The sequence below is a fragment of the Streptomyces meridianus genome (assembly GCF_023703325.1).
Taxonomy (GTDB): Bacteria; Actinomycetota; Actinomycetes; order Streptomycetales; family Streptomycetaceae; genus Streptomyces; species Streptomyces meridianus.
Map to the genome: position 1 here is coordinate 14,197 of NZ_JAMQGM010000010.1, position 19,624 is coordinate 33,820.

Sequence of the window (19,624 nt, forward strand, 5' to 3'; positions counted from 1 at the left end):
CGCCTTGATTCCGGCCACGAGCTCGGTAAACCATGACGGGCAACCGGACATCCCACTCAATATCGGCCATCATGCCGTTCGTCCCCCCCACCCCCCGCCGAGAGAAGACGTCATGCTGCACGCCCGGAGCACACCGGTCCAGACCGGCAGCCTCACTCCCGGTGACGCACCTCCATCGTTCACTCCGACCGACCCCGAGGAGGCGATGGCCTTCCTCTCACGGTTCTTCTGGGAGAACCCCCGTCCCGGGGCGGAGATGCGGGGCCGGATGCACACCTGCGCCGAGGAGATCGACCGCACGGGGACCTACCGGCACACCGAGGAGGAGCTGGCCTGGGGCGCCCGTGTGGCCTGGCGCAACGCCTCGCGCTGCATCGGCCGGCTGTACTGGCGAAGCCTGCACATACGCGACCTGCGGAATGCCTCGTCCGCCGACGAGATCGCTCAGGGCTGCTTCGATCACCTGCGCACCACCTGGCGCGGCGGGCGCATCCGTCCGACCATCACCGTCTTCCCGCAGGACCGGCCGGACGGCTCGGCGATGCGCATATGGAACGACCAGCTCGTCCGGTACGCGGGCTACGAGGACGAGGCCGGAGGGACGGTCGGCGACCGGCAGTACACCGGCTTCACCCGCCTCGCCGAACGCCTCGGCTGGGCGGGGAAGGGTGACCGCTTCGACGTCCTGCCGCTGATCATCGAGACCCCGGCCGGGCTCAGCGTGCACCCGCTCCCCGAGGACGCGGTCGAGGAAGTACCGATCGCTCATCCCGAGTTCCGGTGGTTCGCCGAACTTGGCCTGCGCTGGCACGCGATACCGGCCATCTCGAACATGCGCCTGGAGATCGGCGGAGTGTCATACAGTGCCGCGCCGTTCAACGGCTGGTACCTGCAGACCGAGATCGCGGCACGCAACCTGGTCGACGCCGACCGCTACGACACCCTGCCTCTGATCGGTGCCCTCATGGAGCTCGACATGTCCTCGGAACGGACGCTCTGGCGGGACCGGGCGCTACTGGAACTCAACCGCGCGGTGTTGCACTCCTTCGACGCCGCGGGCGTGACGATGTCCGACCACCACACCGAGTCCCGCCGCTTCCTCGACCACATCGCCCGGGAGGAACGCGCAGGGCGCTGGTGCCCCGCGGACTGGAGCTGGATCGTGCCACCGGTGTCCGGCGGCCTGACGCCGGTCTACCATCGCTACTACGACGACGCGGACCTGCGGCCGGCATACGTGCTGGACCCGGACGCACGCCGGCGCGGGCGGGGTGAGTACTCCGCGGATTATCTGCCGACGAACGTGGCGCCCGACCTGATGTGACGACTCCGGTGTCCGCGTCCCTGTGGGTTGATCCCCGGTGCGCGCGTGCGACGGTCACGGATCGCCTGTCCCGCCGGTGCCCGCCCTCTCAATCGGCTCCACCGCGCGGCCCGGCATGCGGGTTCCGCTGATCCGAGTGCCGTCGCCGCTGCGTCTCCGCGAGGGCCCGCGACCGGGGCAACGAGGCGGGCCCTCCACCTGTCGTCCGGTGAAGGGCCCGCCTCGTTGACGTACCTGCCCCGTCAGTTCCCGACGAAGAGCACCAGCAGCAGCCACACCACCGGTGCGGTCGGCAGCAGAGAGTCGAGCCGGTCCATGATGCCGCCATGGCCGGGCAGCAGCTTGCCCATGTCCTTGATACCGAGGTCCCGCTTGATCATGGACTCGCCCAGGTCGCCGAGCGTGGCACTGATCGCGACGGCGAATCCGAGGATGAGGCCCTGCCACCACGAGCCGCCCTCGACCAGGAACTCCATGCACAGTGCACCGGCGATCATGGCGAAGGCGACCCCGCCGTACAGCCCCTCGCGGGTCTTGCCGGGGCTGATACGCGGCGCGAGCTTGTGTGTCCCGAACCGCCAGCCGACGGCATAGGCGCCGGTGTCGCTCACGACGGTCAGCAGGAGAAACGTCAGCACCCGTTCCGCGCCGTCGTCCGCAGCGAGCATCAGGGCGACGAATGTCGCCAGGAACGGGACGTAGAAGGCGGCGAAGATGCCGGCGGTGACGTCCCGCAGATAGTTCTCGGGCGGCTCGGCCATGCGCCAGACCAGCAGCGCGAGCGCGGTGACGGCCATCGCGAACCAGGCGCCTTCGGTGCCCCGCACATACCCCGCCACGATCATGGCAGCGCCGCCGACGGCGAGCGGTACGAGCGGAATCCGGATGCCCTTGCGCTCCTCGAGCCGGGTGGTCAGCTCCCAGAGCCCGACCACGACGGCCGCCGTGATGACACCGACGAACACGTCCTTGACGAAGAACAACGAGGCGATGATCACGGCCCCGAGGCCCACACCAACCCCTATGGCGGCGCGCAAGTCACGGCCGGCGCGCTTCTTCTGGGGCACTGCGGACTCCTCGGGTCTCCGCGGGGGTTCGGCGCTCCGACTGCCGCCGGCCGGGGGGCCGCTCGGCCGGGCGGCCCCCCGGTGACGGTCGTCCTGGTCTCCGCCTGTCTCGGGCACGGTGGGCATGGGCCGAGTCTGCGCCGCGTGCGCTGCACCGTGCGCGGGACCCGCCGGGACCGCCCCCTGCTGGGACGGTCCCCATTGGCCGGGGTGCGACGGGGCGCCCCAGGAAGAGTCGTTCATCAGACCTCGAGCAGCTCGGCTTCCTTGTGCTTGAGCAGCTCGTCCACCTGCGTCACGTACTTCGCGGTGGTGTCGTCGAGCTCCTTCTCCGCACGCCGGCCCTCGTCCTCACCGACTTCGCCGTCCTTGATCAGCTTGTCGATGGATTCCTTCGCCTTGCGGCGGACGCTGCGGATCGAGATCTTCGCGTCCTCGGCCTTGCCCTTGGCGACCTTGATGTAGTCCTTGCGGCGCTCCTCGGTCAGCTCCGGGAAGACCACGCGGATGATGTTGCCGTCGTTACTCGGGTTGACGCCGAGGTCCGAGTCGCGGATGGCCTGTTCGATGTTGCGCAGGGCGCTCTTGTCGAACGGGGTCACCACGGCCATGCGGGGTTCCGGCACCGAGAAGGACGCCAGCTGGTTGATAGGCGTCATCGCACCGTAGTAGTCGGCCACGATCTTGTTGAACATCGCCGGGTGCGCACGCCCGGTGCGGATCGCGGCGAAGTCCTCCTTGGCGACCACGACGGCCTTTTCCATCTTCTCCTCGGCCTCGAGGAGGATCTCTTCGATCACCACTTGCTCCTGGTCCTAGTTGTGAGCACAGGCTCGCCCCTGCCCGCGTCTTCACCTGCACGGTGTCCGACCGCGCAGGACGTTGTCCATCCCCGGGCCGGGTGGTTCCTCCGGCCCGGACAAGACCGCTGCCGCACCGGAGATACAGCCCGCAGATCAGCCCCGGGTGCCCTCGTCGCTGACCAGCGTGCCGATCTTCTCACCCCGTACCGCCCGCGCGATGTTGCCCTCGGCAAGCAGTTCGAAAACGAGGATCGGCAGCTTGTTGTCCATGCACAGGGTGATCGCGGTGGCGTCGGCGACCTTCAGCCCGCGGGAGATCACCTCGGTGTACTCCAGCGCGTCGAACTTCACGGCGTCCGCGTTCTTCTTCGGGTCGGAGTCGTAGACCCCGTCCACCCCGTTCTTGCCCATGAGCAGTGCTTCGGCGTGAATCTCCAGAGCGCGCTGAGCGGCAGTGGTGTCGGTCGAGAAGTACGGCATGCCCATGCCCGCGCCGAAGATCACGACGCGTCCCTTCTCCAAGTGCCGCACGGCGCGCAGTGGAATGTAGGGCTCCGCGACCTGCCCCATGGTGATGGCGGTCTGGACACGGGAGTCGATGCCCTCCTTCTCCAGGAAGTCCTGGAGAGCAAGGCAGTTCATGACCGTGCCGAGCATGCCCATGTAGTCGGAGCGCGCCCGGTCCATGCCGCGCTGCTGGAGTTCGGCGCCGCGGAAGAAGTTGCCGCCGCCGATGACGACCGCGATCTGCGCCCCGTCCCGGACCACGGCCGCGATCTCCCGGGCCACCTTGTGCACGACGTCGGGGTCGACGCCGAGTCCCCCTCCGCCGGCGAACGCCTCGCCGGACAGCTTGAGCATGAAGCGGCGGCCGCTGCTGCCGTGGTCGCTCTTGTCGGCCTTGTCGGCACCCTGGTTCATGGAACTCTCCTCGTGCACATACAAGAAGGCCATCGCCGGTGGTCTCTGCTCGAGCCCGCTGCGGCAATGGCCTCCTCGTCACATCTTGCGGTCGTCCGTCACCGGCGGCCGACTGCCCCCGACCTTAGCGGGTCAGGAGTATTCCGTCGCTCTGCGGCCTCAGACGCCGACGCGGAAGCGTGCGAAGCGCTTCAGCGTGACGCCAGCCTCGTCGAGGACCTTCTGGACGGACTTCTTGTTGTCCTTCGCGAAGGCCTGGTCGACCAGGACGTTCTCCTTGAAGAAGCCGTTGACACGGCCCTCGACGATCTTCGGCAGAGCGGCGTCGGGCTTGCCCTCCTCGCGAGCGGTGGCCTCGGCGACGCGACGCTCGTTCTCGACCGTCTCGGCCGGGATCTCCTCACGGGAGAGGAACTTCGGCGAGAAGGCGGCGATGTGCTGCGCGATGTCCTTGGCGACCTCGGCGTTCTCCTTGTCGAGTTCGACCAGGACGCCGACCTGCGGGGGCAGGTCCGGGCTGGTGCGGTGCATGTACGCCGCGACGTAACCGCCGGAGAACTGCGCGAAGCGGTCGAGGACGATCTTCTCGCCGAGGGTGGCGTTGGCCTCGTCCACGAACGCCTGAACGGTCTTGCCGGCCTCGATCTCGGACGCGCGCAGCGCCTCGATGTCCGCCGGGTTGCTCTTGGCCACGTGAGCGGCCAGTGCGTCGGCGACGGCAACGAACTTGTCGCCCTTGGCGACGAAGTCGGTCTCGCACTTCAGCTCGAGCAGAACGCCCGTGCTGTTGTCGTCGGAGAGCAGGGAGACGACCGCGCCGTTCTCGGCGCTGCGGCCCTCACGCTTCGCGACACCCTTCTGGCCCTTGATGCGCAGTGCCTCGACGGCCTTGTCGACGTTGCCCTCGGCCTCGTCCAGCGCCTTCTTGCAGTCCATCATGCCGGCGCCGGTGAGCTCACGGAGCTTCTTGACGTCAGCGGCGGTGAAGTTCGCCATGGTCTGTCAGTCTCTTCTCGGAAGTCGGTGATCTACGGGTGGACGGCGGGGGCCTCGGCCCCCGCCGTCATCAGCCGTGACGGTCTCGTCAGGCCTGCTGAGCGTCCGCGGCCGGGGCGTCCGCGGCCGGGGCATCGGCAGCAGGGGCGTCGGCAGCAGGGGCGTCGGCGGTGGCTTCCGCCTTCTTCTCGCCCTCGGCAGGCTGCTCGGCCTTCTTGTCGCCCTCGAGCAGGTCGCGCTCCCACTCGGCGAGCGGCTCAGCGGCGGCCTTCTCGCCCTTGGCCTCACCGGCACCACCGGAACGGGCGATGAGTCCCTCGGCGACGGCGTCGGCGATCACACGGGTGAGCAGGGTGACGGAACGGATCGCGTCGTCGTTGCCCGGGATCTTGTAGTCGACCTCGTCCGGGTCGCAGTTGGTGTCGAGGATCGCGACGACCGGGATGTTGAGCTTGCGCGCCTCGCCGACGGCAATGTGCTCCTTCTTGGTGTCCACGACCCAGACGGCGCTCGGCACCTTCTGCATCTCGCGGATACCACCGAGAGTCTTCTCCAGCTTGGCCTTCTCGCGGGAGAGGACCAGGAGCTCCTTCTTGGTGAGACCGGAGGCGGCCACATCCTCGAAGTCGATGAGCTCGAGCTCCTTGAGGCGCTGGAGGCGCTTGTAGACGGTCGAGAAGTTGGTGAGCATGCCGCCCAGCCAGCGCTGGTTGACGTAAGGCATGCCGACGCGGGTCGCCTGCTCGGCGATCGCCTCCTGCGCCTGCTTCTTCGTACCGACGAACATGATGGAGCCGCCGTGCGCGACGGTCTCCTTGACGAACTCGTAGGCGCGGTCGATGTACGACAGCGACTGGAGCAGGTCGATGATGTAGATGCCGTTGCGCTCGGTGAAGATGAAGCGCTTCATCTTCGGGTTCCAGCGGCGGGTCTGGTGCCCGAAGTGGACGCCGCTCTCCAGCAGCTCCCGCATCGTGACGACGGCCATGGCCGTACTCCTTGAGGTACTCGGTTTCGCGGCGGCCGGGCGGCCGTCGCGCCTGACGCCCCTGCGCGTCTGCCAGGGAAGACGACTTCCGAGGACCGAGAGACGCGGCCTCCGTGTGGATCCGGGGTCCCGGGACGGATTCCGGGGGCTGCCGGGCAACGGTGGCGGGGCGTGCGAAGTCGATCCGGTGGCCCGGATCGCCACCTGAAGTGTACGGGACCCGGGAACCGCCGGGCGACATGCGCCTGCCTCTCACCGGCCGGACAGAAGGGTTGCCACAGCCGCCTCGAAGCCCGCCCCCTCACACGGGTGACGGAGTTGTTCACAGATAGCCGGTCGTCCACACTTCTCCGTCAAGATCCACCGGATCTCCGGCCGTACGCCACTGTCCCGTCATGCCGCTTCTCACCGCTCACACCATCGCCGACAACCCGCTCCGGGCGGCCCGGCACGCTACGGCTCTGCTCCTGTGCGCCCTGTTGTTCCTCCTCCTCCGGCCCCCGGACCCGGCGAGGGCGGTGCAGACACCGGGCGGCAAAGAGCCCGGCTCCCGGCCGGCGCCGCCATCGGGAGCGGTTGTGCCCGCAGAGGCCCCGGGCAAGCGGTCCTGGCCGGTGGGGCCACGCGGCGTCGGACCGCCTCCCCCGCTGATCCACAGATGGGAGCCACCGCCGTCGCCCTACGCGGCCGGCCACCGCGGTGTCGACCTGGCCGCCGGGCCGGGCGCCCCGGTGCGTGCGGCGACGGACGGCACGGTCGCGTTCGCCGGGATCGTGGCCGGACGGCGGGTGCTGTCGGTCGATGTGGAGGGCTCGGGATCTCCACCGCTGCGCATCACGTACGAACCCGTGCGAGCTCGGGTCTCGAAGGGGGACCGGGTCACGGCCGGTGAGCAGGTCGGGGTGATCGACACGGGCCCGTTCCACTGCACGCGGGCCTGCCTGCACTGGGGCCTGCGGCGCGAGGACGGCTATCTCGACCCGCTGACTCTCCTCTCCGGGCTCCGGGGAACACGGCCGCCGTCGCGGCTGCTCCCTGTCTTCGGCCCCGCCGAGCCGCCGGAGCCGGGGAAGGCGTCAATGGACGCCGGCTCCCCCCAATCGCGGGAGTGGCTGCTGCTCTGCCTACTCGTCGCCGGCGGCTGCTGGACCCGTGAGCGGATTCATCGACGATTTCCCGGGCACGGCTGGGCGCCGCCTCGGCGCCGACGCCCGGGGGAGCGGGCAGGGCGGCGGCCACGTACCGGCGTCAGCCCGCCACACCCCGCAAAGTCATGGCCACGGCGGCCTCCGTGATCCGGGCGGGATCCTCGCCGGCACCGAGTTCGATGCGGCGCACCGCGGCGTCCACGACGCCCTGGAGGAGCATCGCCGCGAGGGCGGGATGCTCGTGTCCGAGTTCGCGGAGCGCCTCGACGATCACGGCGATCAGCCCTCCGTGGGCAGCCCTGATCCGCTCCCGGGCCCCCGCGTCCAGCTCACCTGCGGAGATCGCCACCACGGCGCGGTGTCTCCGGTCACCGACCAGGGCGAGTTGCTTGCGCACGTAGGCCTCGACCTTGGCCTGCGGTGTGTCCACGGCACGCATGGCCGCTTCGACCTCCGCCGCCCAGACGGGGAGGTCCACCGCGCACAGCTCCTCGACCACGGCCGCACGGGAGCGGAAGTACTCGTAGACGGACGAGCGGGCGAGCCCGGTCCGTTCGGCCAGGGCCGGGAAGGTCAGAGCTGCCGTCCCGCCCTCGGAGAGAAGGGACCGGGCGGCGTCCAGCAGGGCGCCGCGCTGCATCGTCCGGTGCTCGGCCACCGAGGCCGCTCGAATCCTTGGCACGCACCCACCCTACGGACGCGGCGGGCGGCCCCGCGGACGTTCGCCGCGATGGGGTTCAGCCCCGGACATCGGCCAGTTTGGCGCGCAGCTGGAGGACGGATTTGGTGTGGATCTGACTGACCCGGCTCTCCGTGACGCCGAGGACCTGCCCGATCTCGGCGAGGGTCAGGCCCTCGTAGTAGTAGAGGGTGACAACGGTCTTCTCGCGTTCCGGCAGCGTGTTGATGGCCCGGGCCAGGAGACGGCGCATCTCCCGGCCCTCCGCGACCTCGACGGGGTTGTCCGCAGAGGTGTCCTCCAGTGTGTCCATCAGGCTGAGCCGGTCGCCGCTCTCGCTTCCCGCGTGCAGCAGTTCCTCGAGGGCGACGACGTTCGCCAACGAGAGCTGGCTGAAGACATGGTGGAGATCGTCCAGGCTCATCCCGAGCTCGTCCGCCACCTCGCCTTCCGAAGGGGTCCGGTGGAGCGACGCCTCGAGCGTGGCATAGGCACGTTCGACGGCGCGGGCCTTCTGGCGCACCGAGCGGGGAATCCAGTCCAGGGCGCGCAGCTCATCGATCATGGCACCCCGGATGCGTGTGATCGCGTAGGTCTCGAACTTGATGGATCGCTCGGGGTCGAACTTCTCGATGGCGTCGATCAAGCCGAAGATCCCCGAGGAGACGAAATCGGCCTGCTCGACGTTGGACGGCAGGCCGACGCTGACCCGGCCGGCCACGTATTTCACCAACGGCGAGTAGTGCAGGATCAGTTGCTCCCGCAGCCGCTCGTCGGCTGTGGCCTTGTAGGACCTCCACAGTTCGTCGAGCGACGAGGGCGTGGCGGGGCGCACGCTGCCGCGGGCGGCGGGTGGCGCTGCCGCGCGATCAGACCCGGAGGTGTGCTGGGGCATTCGTCGCCTTGAGCCGTTCTGCCGTCGTCGGAGTGAGGACGCTGTCTGGGTGATGTGAGCGTAGCGTGACCATCGCGTCGCAGCGTGCGAAGGCCGCGCTTCAGGCGTGCGCAGATTCGTTCCGTCCCCCGCACCGAAGGGTTACGGAGCGCACTTTGCGCACCGGCCGTCCGCGAGACGCGAAACGGTCCTGCGGTTGCCGCGCCCCAGCTTTTCACCCGATCGCAGCAGGTCAAGGACCGCCTCGCGCAACCGGATCAACGTCCCCCCGCGGGTGAACCAGTTTCCAGGTGCACCCCTGCCGTTCGACGAATCCGAGGGACTGCAGTTCGCAGAGCGCCTCCTCAGCCGCGCGGAGCGAAGCCCCCGCCCTGCGAGCCACCTGGTGCGTCTCGACGGCACCGTGCGCCGGGAGCGCGTCGAGGATCCGGAGCCGGTGCGGACCGACCGCGTCCCTGGGCATGACGTGTCCGTGCCGTGGCGGCGCGAGGTCACCGATGCTGCCGATCAGTTCGATCACCTCGGAGGCGTCGGTGACGAGCACGCCCTCGCCTCGCAGCAATTCGTGCACTCCGGCGGAGAGACCGGAAGTGACCGGCCCGGGCACGCCCATCGTGTAGCGGCCGAGGCGCAGGGCGCACCGGGCGGTCGCGAGCGAGCCGCTGCGGTACTGGGCCTCGACGACCAGCGTGCCGCGGGTGAGCGCCGCGATCAGCCGGTTGCGGAGCACGAAGCGACTGCGCGTCGGGTGACTACCGGGCGGCAGTTCGGCGACAAGCAGGCCGTGGTCGGCGATCCGCGCGATGAGCTCGGTGTGCCCGCGCGGATAGGCGGAGTCGACCCCGCAGGCGAGTACGCCGACGGTGGCCCCGCCGGCGGCCAGTGCTCCCCGGTGCGCGGCCCCGTCGACTCCGAAGGCGGCTCCTGACACGACCACCCAGCCGGACTCCGCAAGCCCTGACCCGAAGGCGGCGGCCATGTGTGCGCCGTAGTCCGTGCAGGCTCTGGCCCCGACGACGGCCACGGATCTGAGGGCCCACATCCGCAGCGACGGCTGTCCGCGCACCCACAGACCGATGGGCTGAGCGTCGCCCAGGTCTTCGAGCTGGCGCGGCCATTCCCGGTCGCCGGGGCAGAGAAACCGTCCGCCGATCGCCTCCACCGCAGCCAGGTCCGCCTCGGGGGCGAGCCGCTCCGCGCGGATCCGGTACCCGGCCAACCGCTCGGCGCTCATTCCGGGGGGCGGTTTCCGCCCGCCGGTGAACATGTGCAGCAGTTCGCACGGGCCCATCCGGCGCAGCATCGCGCCGGCCAGTTCGTCCCCGGGTTCCACGATCCGGGTGAGCGCCGCCCGGGTCAGCCGTTCTCCCGTGTCCGCCGATCGCGGCACGACAACCTCCGAGCTCATCGCGCCCCCCGGGCAGGAACGGCTCCGCGTTCTACGCCGGTCCGCAGTTGCAGGGCCTGGGAGACATCCTGAGAGCTCGGCCTGTCGTGGCCTGCCAGGTCCGCGATGGTCCAGGCGACCCTCAGCACGCGGTCCAGGCCGCGGGCGGTGAGCATGCCCCGTTCCATGTCCCGCTCCGCCTCCCACAGCGCGTCTGGCGCGGCCTGCCAGCGGGTCCTGAGCTCGTGCCCGGGAACCTCGCTGTTGATGCGCCAGGGGGTACCCGCCAGCCTGGCTTCCGAACGCTCGCGAGCCAGTCTCACCCGGCCTGCAACCGCCGCGCTGTTCTCCTCCCCCGCCCCGCTCGTCAACTCGCTTCTGGTCACCGGTTCCACCTGCACACGGAGATCCATACGGTCCATCAGAGGCCCGGACAGCCGGGCCTGGTAGCGGCGGATGTTCGCGGGCGGGCATTCGCAGCCCGCGGCGAGCTGGGAGTGCCGGCCGCAGGGACACGGGTTGGCCGCCATCAGCAACAGGAATCTGGCCGGCAGCCGTACGACCCCGGCGCTGCGAGCCACAACCACGTGTCCCGACTCCAGTGGCTGTCGCAGCGCGTCCAGGACCCGTCCGCTGAACTCAGGAGCCTCGTCCAGGAAAAGGACCCCGTGATGCGCCAGTGAGACCGCCCCCGGTCGCGGCAGCCCATGCCCTCCGCCGACCAGGGACTGCATCGTGGCCGAGTGGTGAGGCGCGCAGTACGGGGCGCCGTCGATCAGCGGCTTTCCCGGCGGGAGGGTGCCGGCGATCGAGTGGACCGCCGTGGCCTCGAGCGACTCCCGGCGCGTGAGCGGCGGCAGGAGGCCGGGAAGCCGCTCCGCCAGTATCGTCTTGCCCGCGCCTGGAGGGCCCTTCAGGTAGAGGTGGTGGCCCCCGGCAGCCGCCACCTCCAGCGCCAGACGTGCGGTGCGCTGACCCGCGACATCGGCCAGATCGGGCGGAGGCTCGGCCCGGTCCGAGCCCCGCCCGGTGCCCGTGCCTGCCGCGCCCGGCAAGGCGAGTCCGGCCAAGAGGGCGTCCGGCCTCCCCGGGTCGGGAGACTCGCTCTCCTCGGGAACCGGCTCGCCCGAGAGCACCGCGATGAGTTGCCGCAGACTGCGCACCCCGAGCACCGCGACATCGGGCACGAGCGACGCTTCCGCAGCCGTCCGCTCCGCCACCACCGCCTGGCGGTACCCGGCCTCCGCAGCGGCCATCACGGCGGGCAGCACTCCGCGGACCGGGCGCACCCGGCCGTCCAGACCGAGTTCGCCGATCATCATCAGATCCGCGATCTGCCGCGGGTCGATGCGCTCGGCAGCCGCCAGGACGGCGCACGCCACGGCGAGGTCGAACCCGCTGCCGCTCTTGGGGACGGACGCAGGGCTCAGTCCGACCGTGAGCTTCTTCTGCGGCCAGTCGACGCCGGAGTTGACCACGGCGGCCCGGACCCGGTCCCGGCTCTCGATGAGGCTCTTGTCCGGCAGCCCGACGAGAGTGAACGCCGCCACACCGGGTTCGAGATCCGCCTGTACCTCGACGACGATGCCCTCGACCCCGACCAGTGCCACCGAGCAGGTGCGCGCGAATCCCATCAGGTCACGCCCCGCACATGCTCCACGACCGGCGCACCGTGCGCCGGCAGCAGCACACCGACGAGGTCGATGCGCACGCCTCCGGACGGCGGGGCGCTGTGCTCCGCCAGCCAGCGGTCCGCAAGCCACCGGGCGGCAAGACGCTTCAGCCGCGCGGCCTTGCGCGGGGTGACGGCAGCCATCGGATGCTCGGGGCCACCCGCCCGCCGGGCTTTCACCTCACAGATCACGACAGAGTCACCGTCCGAGGCGACGATGTCGATTTCGCCGTCACGGCAGCGCCAGTTGCGTTCCAGGATGTTCATGCCCGCTGCCGTCAGGCGACGGGCGGCCACCTCCTCACCGTACCGACCGAGTGCGCGCCGCCCGTCCGTAGACCCGGCGCGGGCTCCCGGGTTGCCCGCGCCGCCGGTCGGGCGGTGACTGCTCCTGCCGGTGACCGTTGCACCGGATTGTCCGTGCACCATGGACATCACCTCCGTCACCGACTGTGACGGAGGTTGTGGGATCCGGTGGATCCTGCTGGAAAACGGTGGACAACCCGGCGGTTGTGGATAACCCGATCACCCGAACGAGGAGTTCCGGACGCACCGGGGTGCATGTGCGATCAGCTGCTGAAGCCGGACTCCCCGGAGGGAAGATCGAGGTCGCTCTTGTTCAGCTCCTCGATGTTCACGTCCTTGAAGGTCAGCACGCGCACCTGCTTCACGAAACGCGCCGGCCGGTACATGTCCCACACCCATGCGTCGGCCATGGACACCTCGAAGAAGACCTCGCCCTGTACCGAGTGCACCTGCATCTCGTAGGCGTTGGTGAGGTAGAAGCGCCGTTCCGTCTCGATGACGTACTTGAACAGCCCGACGACGTCTCGGTACTCCCGGTAGAGCTTGAGCTCCATCTCGGTTTCGTACTTCTCGAGGTCCTCGGCGCTCATGGCATGTTCCCCTTCAGCCGTGCGTTCCCCCATTGTGCTCCAGGTTCCTGCGGAACCCCGGCCACTTGCGGCCGATATCCACAGGTGAAGCCGGGGGCCCGTCGTCGAGCAGCGTGCGCAGGAGTCCGGCGAGCCGGTTCGGGTACACCGTCTCACGGGTGCGGGCCAGATCGTCCTGCGTCCACCAGCGCAGTGCCGCCACGCTGCGCCGCTCCAGCTCCGTGTGCCCTCCGGTGTTCGTCCGGGTGCTCTCGGTACGAGCGAGGTAGTACCACTCGTCCTGGTCCCACCTTCGCCCGTCGAAGACGAACGAGCAGGTTCGACGCCACACGGCGGGCCCCAGCCGGATGCCGGTGATTCCGGTCTCCTCGGCCACCTCCCGGTGGGCCGCCTCCTCCCGCGTTTCGCCGTCCTCGACCCCGCCACCGGGCGTGAACCACCAGGTCCTCGCCGGACGGTCGGGATCGAAACCGTGGAGCAGCAGGATCCGGTCCGCCGGATCCAGCAGCACCACGCGCGCGACCTTGCGCCGGGTCACGGGGGTGACCTCCTCAGGCCCGCGCCGGCACCCGGGCCCTGCCCCGGGAGACCCGCTGGGCGAGCGACCCGATCGCCGCGCCACCGAGCACAAGCACAGCCCCGGCCGCAATCGCCGTCCCGATGAGCGGCAGCGGACCGGGGTGGGAGATCCCACCGGACAGGGACTCGAAGTTCGTCGCGGGCCGCATCATCCCGGCGCCGTTCACCGGCCACACGACCGAGTCCACCCGGGCGTCCACCGATTCGCGCGGCACTGCTCCGTGGTTGCCGTCGCCGAGGTGGACCCGGGAGTCCAGCGACTCGTCCCGGTGGTCACCCATCATGAAGAGCTCTCCGTCCGGGACCGCGACCTTGAAGGGGGTCAGGGACGCCGGGGCTTTTCCGCCACCCTGCAGGTACGGTTCCTCGACGGGTTTGCCGTTGACGCTCAGCCGCCCGTCCTTCGTGCAGCAGACGATCTTGTCGCCGCCCACGCCGACAGCCCGCTTCACCATGGGCATGTCGCCCCAGGCGGAGTCGGTGAAGACCACGACATCACCTCGGCGCACCTGCTCGCCGTCGATGCGCTGGGCCAGGACGCGGTCCCCCTGACCGATGGTCGGGGCCATCGATGCGGTCGGCACCGTGTAGGGCTGGTACAGCACCGCGCCCCATGCAAATCCACCCAGGAACAGCACACACCCAACGGCCATGGCCAGCCCGGACAGTGCACTGCCCAAGCGGCCACGGCCGCTGCCGTTACGTCCTGCCTCGCGCATCCCAGCTCCTTGCCCTCAGAGATCTGGGCGGCACCCTACCGGGGGTTACCGAGCGCGGTCAGCCGTCCTGTACCGCTTTCTTGATCGATTTCTGCGCCGGGAGCACCGTGCCCGCCTGCCTGCGGCGGCGCCACAGCACGATCGGCACGGCACCCGCAACACCGAGGGCCGCCGGAGCCGCCGTCGTCGCCGCTCCGAGGCCGGGCTGATCGAAGGTGGCAGGCACCGACAGCGCGGACCAGCGGTTCACGGGCCAGGCCACGACCACCGCTCGGCCCACGACCTCGTCGGTGGAGACCGTGCCGTTGCCCGGCAGGTCCTGGTGCCAACGCGAGTCGAGCGAGTTCTGGCGGTGGTCGCCCATCACCCAGATACGTCCCTCGGGCACCGTCAGCGGGCCGAACGGCTTGTCACCGCAAGGAGTGTTGCCGGGGTAGAGATACGGCTCCTCGAGCGCCTTGCCGTTCACCTTCACCGGGCCGTTGCCCTTGCACTCGACGGTGTCGCCGCCGATCGCGATGACCCGCTTGATCAGATCCTTCTCCTCGGCCGACGGCATGAGGCCGATGAAGCTGAGAACCTTCTGGACGCCTTCCGCGACGGGCCCCGAATCGACGGCCGGGGTCTCGCCGAGCCAGCCGCCGGGATCGTGGAAGACGACGACCTCGCCGCGCTCCGGCTCCGAGCCGAACCACGGTGTCAGCTTGTCCACCAGCACCCTGTCGCCGCGCTGCAGGGTGTCCTGCATCGAGTCGGACGGGATGGAGAACGCCTGGAGCAGGAACGTCTTGATCAGGAGGGCGAGCAGGAGGGCAATGCCGACGAGAATCGGCAGTTCCTTCCAGAAGGAGCGCTGCTTGCGCTGCCCTCTCACGTCATTGCCTTCCTCATCGCTGCCAGGGCCTCCGGAGGGAGGCACCACCGGGGGCTCGAGCAGCTCCCCGGGCCGCCTCTCGGGCTCGCCATGACCGGATCGTGCGCCGACCGCCAAATCCCCCACATCCACTCCTCACTCCACGCTGCCGCCTGCCCCACGCATGGCGCAGGCCCACCGCTCCGATAACGAGCGGGAGTTCCGCAGGGGTCGGGAATTGAATCGATCCTTGCATTTCTTCGGACAACTCGGACTCAGTGGACACCTTATGCCCAGAAGAGCTCGCCTCCCGGGAACTTCGCCCGTCCGCCGTTGCGGACTCCGTCCTTCCGGCGGCAACCGAAGCGAATGCCGCGGATTCCTCGAGTCTGCGCCAGTGGCCGAGGGGCCAGGCGACAACAACAGCCCTGCCCACAACGAGATCTTCCGAGACCGTTCCGTGACCGATATCACTGAGGTGGTAGCGGGAGTCCGCCGAGTTCGACCGGTGGTCGCCCATCACAAAAAATCTCCGTGCGGGCACATCCACCTCGAACTTCCTCGTGGACGGCGCATTCCCGGGATGCAGATACGGCTCGTCGACCGGCTTCCCGTTGACCGTTATCCGGCCCTTCTTGTCACAGCACTTCACGGTGTCCCCGCCGACCGCGATCACACGCTTGATCAGGTCCTGCTCATCCGCCGACGGCAGCAACCCTATGAACGTCATGACGTCGCGGAACGGCCCGGACCCGGATGCCGTATCCCCTTCCGACGGCTGCGCCTTCAACCAGCTGCCGGGGTCCTTGAACACCACGACGTCACCGCGCTCCGGCTTGGAGCCGAACCACGGGGTCAGCTTGTCGACCAGCACCCTGTCGCCGATCCGGATCGTCTGTTCCATCGATCCCGACGGAATCACGAAGGCCTGGACCAGGAACGTCTTCAGCACCAGGGCGATCAGCAGGGCGACACCGACCAGGATGGGGATCTCCCGCACAGCCGACCGTCGCCTGCGGCGCTTGATCCGCTGCGCCATCCGGCGCCGCTCCGCCCGGCCTTTGGGAGGCCGCTCGGCCGCCTGGTCGACGTCCTCCCGCGCGGACATGGCCGCCGGCGCACTCCGGGAGGTCTGCGGATGTCCGGCCCGGCGGCGCCCGCGGCTACCCATGTTCACCGCCGACCGCGCCGGCGCCGGACCCCGGTACGGAGGCGAACGCCGCGGGGCGCTGCAGCGCCGTCCACCGACCGTACGGCCAGCCGATCCAGTCGACGCGACCCACCACCCGTTCCACCGGCACCATGCCGCCGCCCGCCTCCCCCAGATGGTCACGGGAGTCACGGGACCGATCGCGATGATCGCCCATCATCCACAGTCTCCCGTCAGGAACCACGATGTCGAAAGGTACGCGGGAGGGGGTATCGCCGGGGTAAAGGTAGGCCTCCGTGACCGGGGTGCCGTTCACCGTGATCCGGCCGCGTCGGTCGCAGCAGGTCACCCGGTCCCCTCCGACCCCGATGACGCGCTTGACGTAGTCGGTCTCCCCCGGCTCGACGAGTCCCACCGCCGAGCCCGCCCCACGCAGCACCCGGGACACCGGATCCGAGGGATCCCGGACCGGATCGAACGATCCCGCCCCGTCGAAAACGACGACGTCGCCGCGCGACGGGCTGCCGCCGAGGCGGTAGGCCAGCTTGTTGACCAGGACGCGGTCGCCGACGCGCAGGGTGTTCTCCATGGATCCGCTGGGGATCAGGAACGGCTGTACGGCGAAGACCGCCGCCACGAGCACCAGCCCCGCGCCGACGGCCGCCGCCCGTCCGAGACGCCCGGCACGCCCCGGGGAATGCCTGAAGCGCGGCCCCCGCCCGTCACCCTGATCGGGTTCGGACGAGTGACCGCGCTTCGAAGACTGGTTTCCGGTGTCCATCGAGCCCTGAGCCTATCCCGCCCGGGTCGGGCCACCGGAGCGAGATCACCTCTCGCGCTTCTCCTTGATCTTCGCGGCCTTGCCGCGCAGCTCACGGAGGTAGTACAGCTTGGCGCGGCGAACGTCACCGCGGGTGACGACCTCGACCTTCTCGACGATCGGGGTGTGCACCGGGAAGGTGCGCTCGACGCCGACGCTGAAGCTGACCTTGCGCACGGTGAAGGTCTCGCGCACACCCGAGCCCTGGCGGCGGATGACGACACCCTTGAACTGCTGCACACGGGACCGGTTGCCCTCGATGACGCGAACGTGGACGTTCACGGTGTCACCGGGACGGAAGGCCGGGACGTCGCTGCGCAGCGACGCAGCGTCGACGTTGTCGAGGAGATGCATGATCATCTGCTTTCTTCGCTGATGCCACAGGTCATCAGCGGCATTCGTCTGAGTTACGGAGTGCAGCCGCGTCGGGCGGCGTCGGTCCCCCTGTGGCAGGGGCGCTCACCGGACGCACAGCAGCGGCTCATTCTTCCACGGGCCTGCCCGGTCTCCCAAATTCCCGCACGTACCGGCCACCCTCGCTGACTTCCCAGCCCAGTTCGGCCAGCAGTTCACGGTCCCGCCCGTCGAAGACCTCGGGATCGCAACGTTCCATCAGGTCCGGCCGGTTGAGCGCGGTCCGGCGGATGGCCTCGTCGCGCCGCCAGCGCGCAATTCTCCCGTGATGCCCGCTCACCAGCACGTCCGGGATGCCGCGGCCGCGCCACTCCGGCGGCTTGGTGTAGACGGGGCCCTCGACGAGATCCGCCATCCGGCCCGGGGCGAAGGAGTCGTCACGGTGGGACTCCGCGTTTCCCAGCACTCCGGGGAGCAGCCGCGCCACGGCCTCGGTGATGACCAGCACCGCAGCCTCGCCACCGGCCAGGACGTAGTCGCCGATCGACACCTCGTGGATGTCGAGTCGCTCCCCGTACTCCTCGATCACACGCCGGTCGATGCCCTCGTAACGGGCCGGTGTGAAGAGCAGCCAGGGGCATTCGGAGAGCTCGACCGCGAGGGCCTGGGTGAACGGGCGGCCGCTGGGCGTCGGGACGACGAGCGTCGGCCGGGTGTCCCCTTCGCCGGAGGCGATGACGGAGTCGAGGGCCTCACCCCAGGGATCCGGCTTCATGACCATGCCGGGTCCGCCGCCGTACGGAGTGTCGTCGACCGTGTTGTGCCGGTCGTGCGTCCAGGCGCGCAGATCGTGCACCCGGACGTCCAGCTGCCCCCGGGCACGCGCCTTGCCGACCAGAGACACGTTCAGGGGTTCGAGGTACTCGGGGAAGATCGTGACGATGTCGAGCCGCATCAGCTGCCCGCTCCCCCGCCGGCCGGTGGGCCGTCAGCGGAACCGCCCCCGGCGGGCTCCTCGTCCGCGGTCCCCTCACCGGCGTCGATCAGACCCGGAGGCGGGTCGATGACCGCCCGCTGCGCCTTCAGGTCGATCTCCGGCACGATCTCGCTGACGAACGGCACCAGCACCTCGCTGCCGTCCGGACGCTCGACGACGAGCAGGTCCTGGTACGGGAGGTGGGTGATCTCGGAGACGCGTCCCACGTGCCGGCCGTCGAGGGTGACCACGTCCAGGTCCGTCAGCTGGTGGTCGTAATACTCCTCGGGGTCCTCCGGCTGCTCCTCCGGGTCCACCTCGGCGATGAGCAAGGTGTTGCGCAGAGCCTCGACCGCCGTACGGTCCGGCACCCCCTCGAAGCGCAGCAGCAGACGTCCGCTGTGCACCCGGCCGCTCTCGATGGTCAGCGGGCCGACGGAAGCAGGATCGGTGAGGAGCACAGCACCGGGGGCAAGTCTCAACTCGGGCTCGTCGGTGCGCACTTCCACCGTGACCTCGCCCCGGAGCCCATGGGCCCGGCCGATCCGTGCGACTACCAGCTGCACTTTCGTCTCTCCCGCTGTTCTCTGCGACGGCGACGGGCCGGGGACGGCCGAAAGCCCTCCCCGGCCCGTCGCCGGAAATCAACCGCTGCTCAGACAACCTGGTCCACGTCGACGAGGTCCACGCGGATGCCCCGGCCGCCGATGGCGCCCACGACGGTGCGCAGCGCACGCGCGGTGCGGCCGTTGCGGCCGATCACCTTGCCGAGGTCGTCAGGGTGCACCCGGACCTCGAGTACGCGGCCGCGCCGCAGGTCGCGCGAGGCGACCTGCACGTCGTCCGGGTTGTCGACGATGCCCTTCACCAGGTGCTCGAGGGCCTCCTCGAGCATCCTCAGGCCTCGGTCGACTCGGTGGACGCGGCCTCGGCCTCGCCCGCCTTCTTGTCGGACTTCTTGGCCTTCGGGGTGATGGCCTCACCCTTCGGCTCGTTACCGGAGTCCTTGGCCGCGGCCTCGAAGAGGGCACGCTTGTCGGCCTTGGGCTCGGCGACCTTCATGGGCTCCGGGGCGGGCAGGCCCTTGAACTTCTGCCAGTCACCGGTGACCTTGAGGATGGCCGCGACCGGCTCGGTCGGCTGCGCGCCGACACCCAGCCAGTACTGGACACGCTCGGAGTCGACCTCGATGCGCGACGGGTTCTGCACCGGGTGGTACAGACCGATCTCCTCGATGGCACGGCCGTCACGGCGGGTGCGGGAGTCGGCGACGATGATGCGGTAGTGCGGCGACCGGATCTTGCCCAGTCGCTTCAGCTTGATCTTGACTGCCACGAGAGTGGTGTCTCCTGCTCTATGACGTGTTTGAGCGGCAACGGCTTCCACGTGGGGTTGTG

The 19,624-nt window shown here is 69.6% G+C and carries 23 protein-coding genes; 2 read left to right on the forward strand and 21 right to left on the reverse strand.

The window, feature by feature from the left end; translation table 11 throughout:
* Positions 1-112 precede the first annotated feature (112 nt).
* The gene (locus tag M1E25_RS04435) at positions 113-1,324 is read left to right on the forward strand and encodes a nitric oxide synthase oxygenase (RefSeq protein ID WP_251409867.1); all 1,212 of its coding nucleotides are present in this window, start codon (positions 113-115) and stop codon (positions 1,322-1,324) included.
* A 242-nt stretch (positions 1,325-1,566) separates the two neighbouring features.
* Here M1E25_RS04435 and M1E25_RS04440 read toward each other — a convergent pair whose 3' ends face one another.
* The 5 genes from M1E25_RS04440 to rpsB form a co-directional block, all read right to left on the reverse strand.
* Positions 1,567-2,634, reverse strand: a complete 1,068-nt coding sequence (locus M1E25_RS04440) for a phosphatidate cytidylyltransferase (RefSeq protein ID WP_251409870.1) — start codon at positions 2,632-2,634, stop codon at positions 1,567-1,569.
* Positions 2,634-3,191 (reverse strand): ribosome recycling factor, encoded by a 558-nt coding sequence (gene frr, locus M1E25_RS04445; RefSeq protein WP_251409873.1) that lies wholly within the window; start codon positions 3,189-3,191, stop codon positions 2,634-2,636. Before frr ends, M1E25_RS04440 begins: the two co-directional genes overlap by 1 nt.
* A 156-nt stretch (positions 3,192-3,347) precedes the next feature.
* Positions 3,348-4,115, reverse strand: coding sequence for a UMP kinase (gene pyrH, locus M1E25_RS04450; protein WP_251409875.1), 768 nt, complete (start codon positions 4,113-4,115; stop codon positions 3,348-3,350).
* A 159-nt stretch (positions 4,116-4,274) separates the two neighbouring features.
* Positions 4,275-5,111: a translation elongation factor Ts gene (gene tsf / locus M1E25_RS04455; protein ID WP_251409879.1), complete on the reverse strand. Its 837-nt coding sequence runs from the start codon at positions 5,109-5,111 to the stop codon at positions 4,275-4,277.
* A gap of 88 nt (positions 5,112-5,199) precedes the next feature.
* Positions 5,200-6,099, reverse strand: a complete 900-nt coding sequence (rpsB, locus tag M1E25_RS04460) for a 30S ribosomal protein S2 (RefSeq protein ID WP_251409882.1) — start codon at positions 6,097-6,099, stop codon at positions 5,200-5,202.
* Positions 6,100-6,494: 395 nt separating this feature from the next.
* On the opposite strand from rpsB, the gene M1E25_RS04465 reads away from it, so the two are divergent.
* Positions 6,495-7,394: a M23 family metallopeptidase gene (locus M1E25_RS04465; protein WP_251409885.1), complete on the forward strand. Its 900-nt coding sequence runs from the start codon at positions 6,495-6,497 to the stop codon at positions 7,392-7,394.
* Here M1E25_RS04465 and M1E25_RS04470 read toward each other — a convergent pair.
* The 16 genes from M1E25_RS04470 to rpsP form a co-directional block, all read right to left on the reverse strand.
* Positions 7,348-7,905: a TetR/AcrR family transcriptional regulator gene (locus M1E25_RS04470; RefSeq protein ID WP_251409947.1), complete on the reverse strand. Its 558-nt coding sequence runs from the start codon at positions 7,903-7,905 to the stop codon at positions 7,348-7,350. The genes M1E25_RS04465 and M1E25_RS04470 overlap by 47 nt on opposite strands.
* 79 nt (positions 7,906-7,984) lie before the next feature.
* Complete coding sequence (gene whiG, locus M1E25_RS04475) at positions 7,985-8,821, reverse strand: RNA polymerase sigma factor WhiG (protein ID WP_251409888.1); 837 nt, start codon at positions 8,819-8,821, stop codon at positions 7,985-7,987.
* A gap of 232 nt (positions 8,822-9,053) precedes the next feature.
* Positions 9,054-10,229: a DNA-processing protein DprA gene (gene dprA, locus M1E25_RS04480; RefSeq protein ID WP_251409891.1), complete on the reverse strand. Its 1,176-nt coding sequence runs from the start codon at positions 10,227-10,229 to the stop codon at positions 9,054-9,056.
* Positions 10,226-11,842: a YifB family Mg chelatase-like AAA ATPase gene (locus M1E25_RS04485; RefSeq protein ID WP_251409894.1), complete on the reverse strand. Its 1,617-nt coding sequence runs from the start codon at positions 11,840-11,842 to the stop codon at positions 10,226-10,228. The genes dprA and M1E25_RS04485 overlap by 4 nt, the downstream gene beginning before the upstream one ends.
* Complete coding sequence (locus M1E25_RS04490) at positions 11,842-12,309, reverse strand: YraN family protein (RefSeq protein WP_372500518.1); 468 nt, start codon at positions 12,307-12,309, stop codon at positions 11,842-11,844. Before M1E25_RS04490 ends, M1E25_RS04485 begins: the two co-directional genes overlap by 1 nt.
* A gap of 140 nt (positions 12,310-12,449) precedes the next feature.
* On the reverse strand, positions 12,450-12,776 hold the full coding sequence (locus M1E25_RS04495; RefSeq protein WP_251409900.1) for a DUF2469 domain-containing protein: 327 nt from the start codon (positions 12,774-12,776) through the stop codon (positions 12,450-12,452).
* Positions 12,777-12,789: 13 nt separating this feature from the next.
* A complete protein-coding gene (locus M1E25_RS04500) occupies positions 12,790-13,314 on the reverse strand; it encodes an NUDIX hydrolase (RefSeq protein WP_251409904.1) in 525 nt (174 codons plus the stop codon).
* A gap of 13 nt (positions 13,315-13,327) precedes the next feature.
* Positions 13,328-14,074: a signal peptidase I gene (gene lepB / locus M1E25_RS04505; protein ID WP_251409907.1), complete on the reverse strand. Its 747-nt coding sequence runs from the start codon at positions 14,072-14,074 to the stop codon at positions 13,328-13,330.
* A 58-nt stretch (positions 14,075-14,132) separates the two neighbouring features.
* A complete protein-coding gene (lepB, locus tag M1E25_RS04510; RefSeq protein ID WP_251409950.1) occupies positions 14,133-15,065 on the reverse strand; it encodes a signal peptidase I in 933 nt (310 codons plus the stop codon).
* Entirely contained in the window at positions 14,962-16,098 is a 1,137-nt protein-coding gene (gene lepB / locus M1E25_RS04515) for a signal peptidase I (RefSeq protein ID WP_251409910.1), read from the reverse strand. Before lepB (M1E25_RS04515) ends, lepB (M1E25_RS04510) begins: the two co-directional genes overlap by 104 nt.
* Positions 16,091-16,858: a signal peptidase I gene (lepB, locus tag M1E25_RS04520; RefSeq protein WP_251409913.1), complete on the reverse strand. Its 768-nt coding sequence runs from the start codon at positions 16,856-16,858 to the stop codon at positions 16,091-16,093. Before lepB (M1E25_RS04520) ends, lepB (M1E25_RS04515) begins: the two co-directional genes overlap by 8 nt.
* Before the next feature lie 45 nt (positions 16,859-16,903).
* On the reverse strand, positions 16,904-17,254 hold the full coding sequence (gene rplS / locus M1E25_RS04525; RefSeq protein ID WP_251409953.1) for a 50S ribosomal protein L19: 351 nt from the start codon (positions 17,252-17,254) through the stop codon (positions 16,904-16,906).
* A gap of 124 nt (positions 17,255-17,378) precedes the next feature.
* Positions 17,379-18,206, reverse strand: a complete 828-nt coding sequence (gene trmD, locus M1E25_RS04530; RefSeq protein WP_251409916.1) for a tRNA (guanosine(37)-N1)-methyltransferase TrmD — start codon at positions 18,204-18,206, stop codon at positions 17,379-17,381.
* Positions 18,206-18,793, reverse strand: coding sequence for a ribosome maturation factor RimM (gene rimM / locus M1E25_RS04535; RefSeq protein ID WP_251409920.1), 588 nt, complete (start codon positions 18,791-18,793; stop codon positions 18,206-18,208). Before rimM ends, trmD begins: the two co-directional genes overlap by 1 nt.
* 89 nt (positions 18,794-18,882) lie before the next feature.
* Positions 18,883-19,122 (reverse strand): RNA-binding protein, encoded by a 240-nt coding sequence (locus M1E25_RS04540; RefSeq protein WP_251409923.1) that lies wholly within the window; start codon positions 19,120-19,122, stop codon positions 18,883-18,885.
* Positions 19,123-19,124: 2 nt separating this feature from the next.
* A complete protein-coding gene (gene rpsP / locus M1E25_RS04545) occupies positions 19,125-19,562 on the reverse strand; it encodes a 30S ribosomal protein S16 (RefSeq protein ID WP_251409926.1) in 438 nt (145 codons plus the stop codon).
* Between the last annotated feature and the right edge of the window lie 62 nt (positions 19,563-19,624).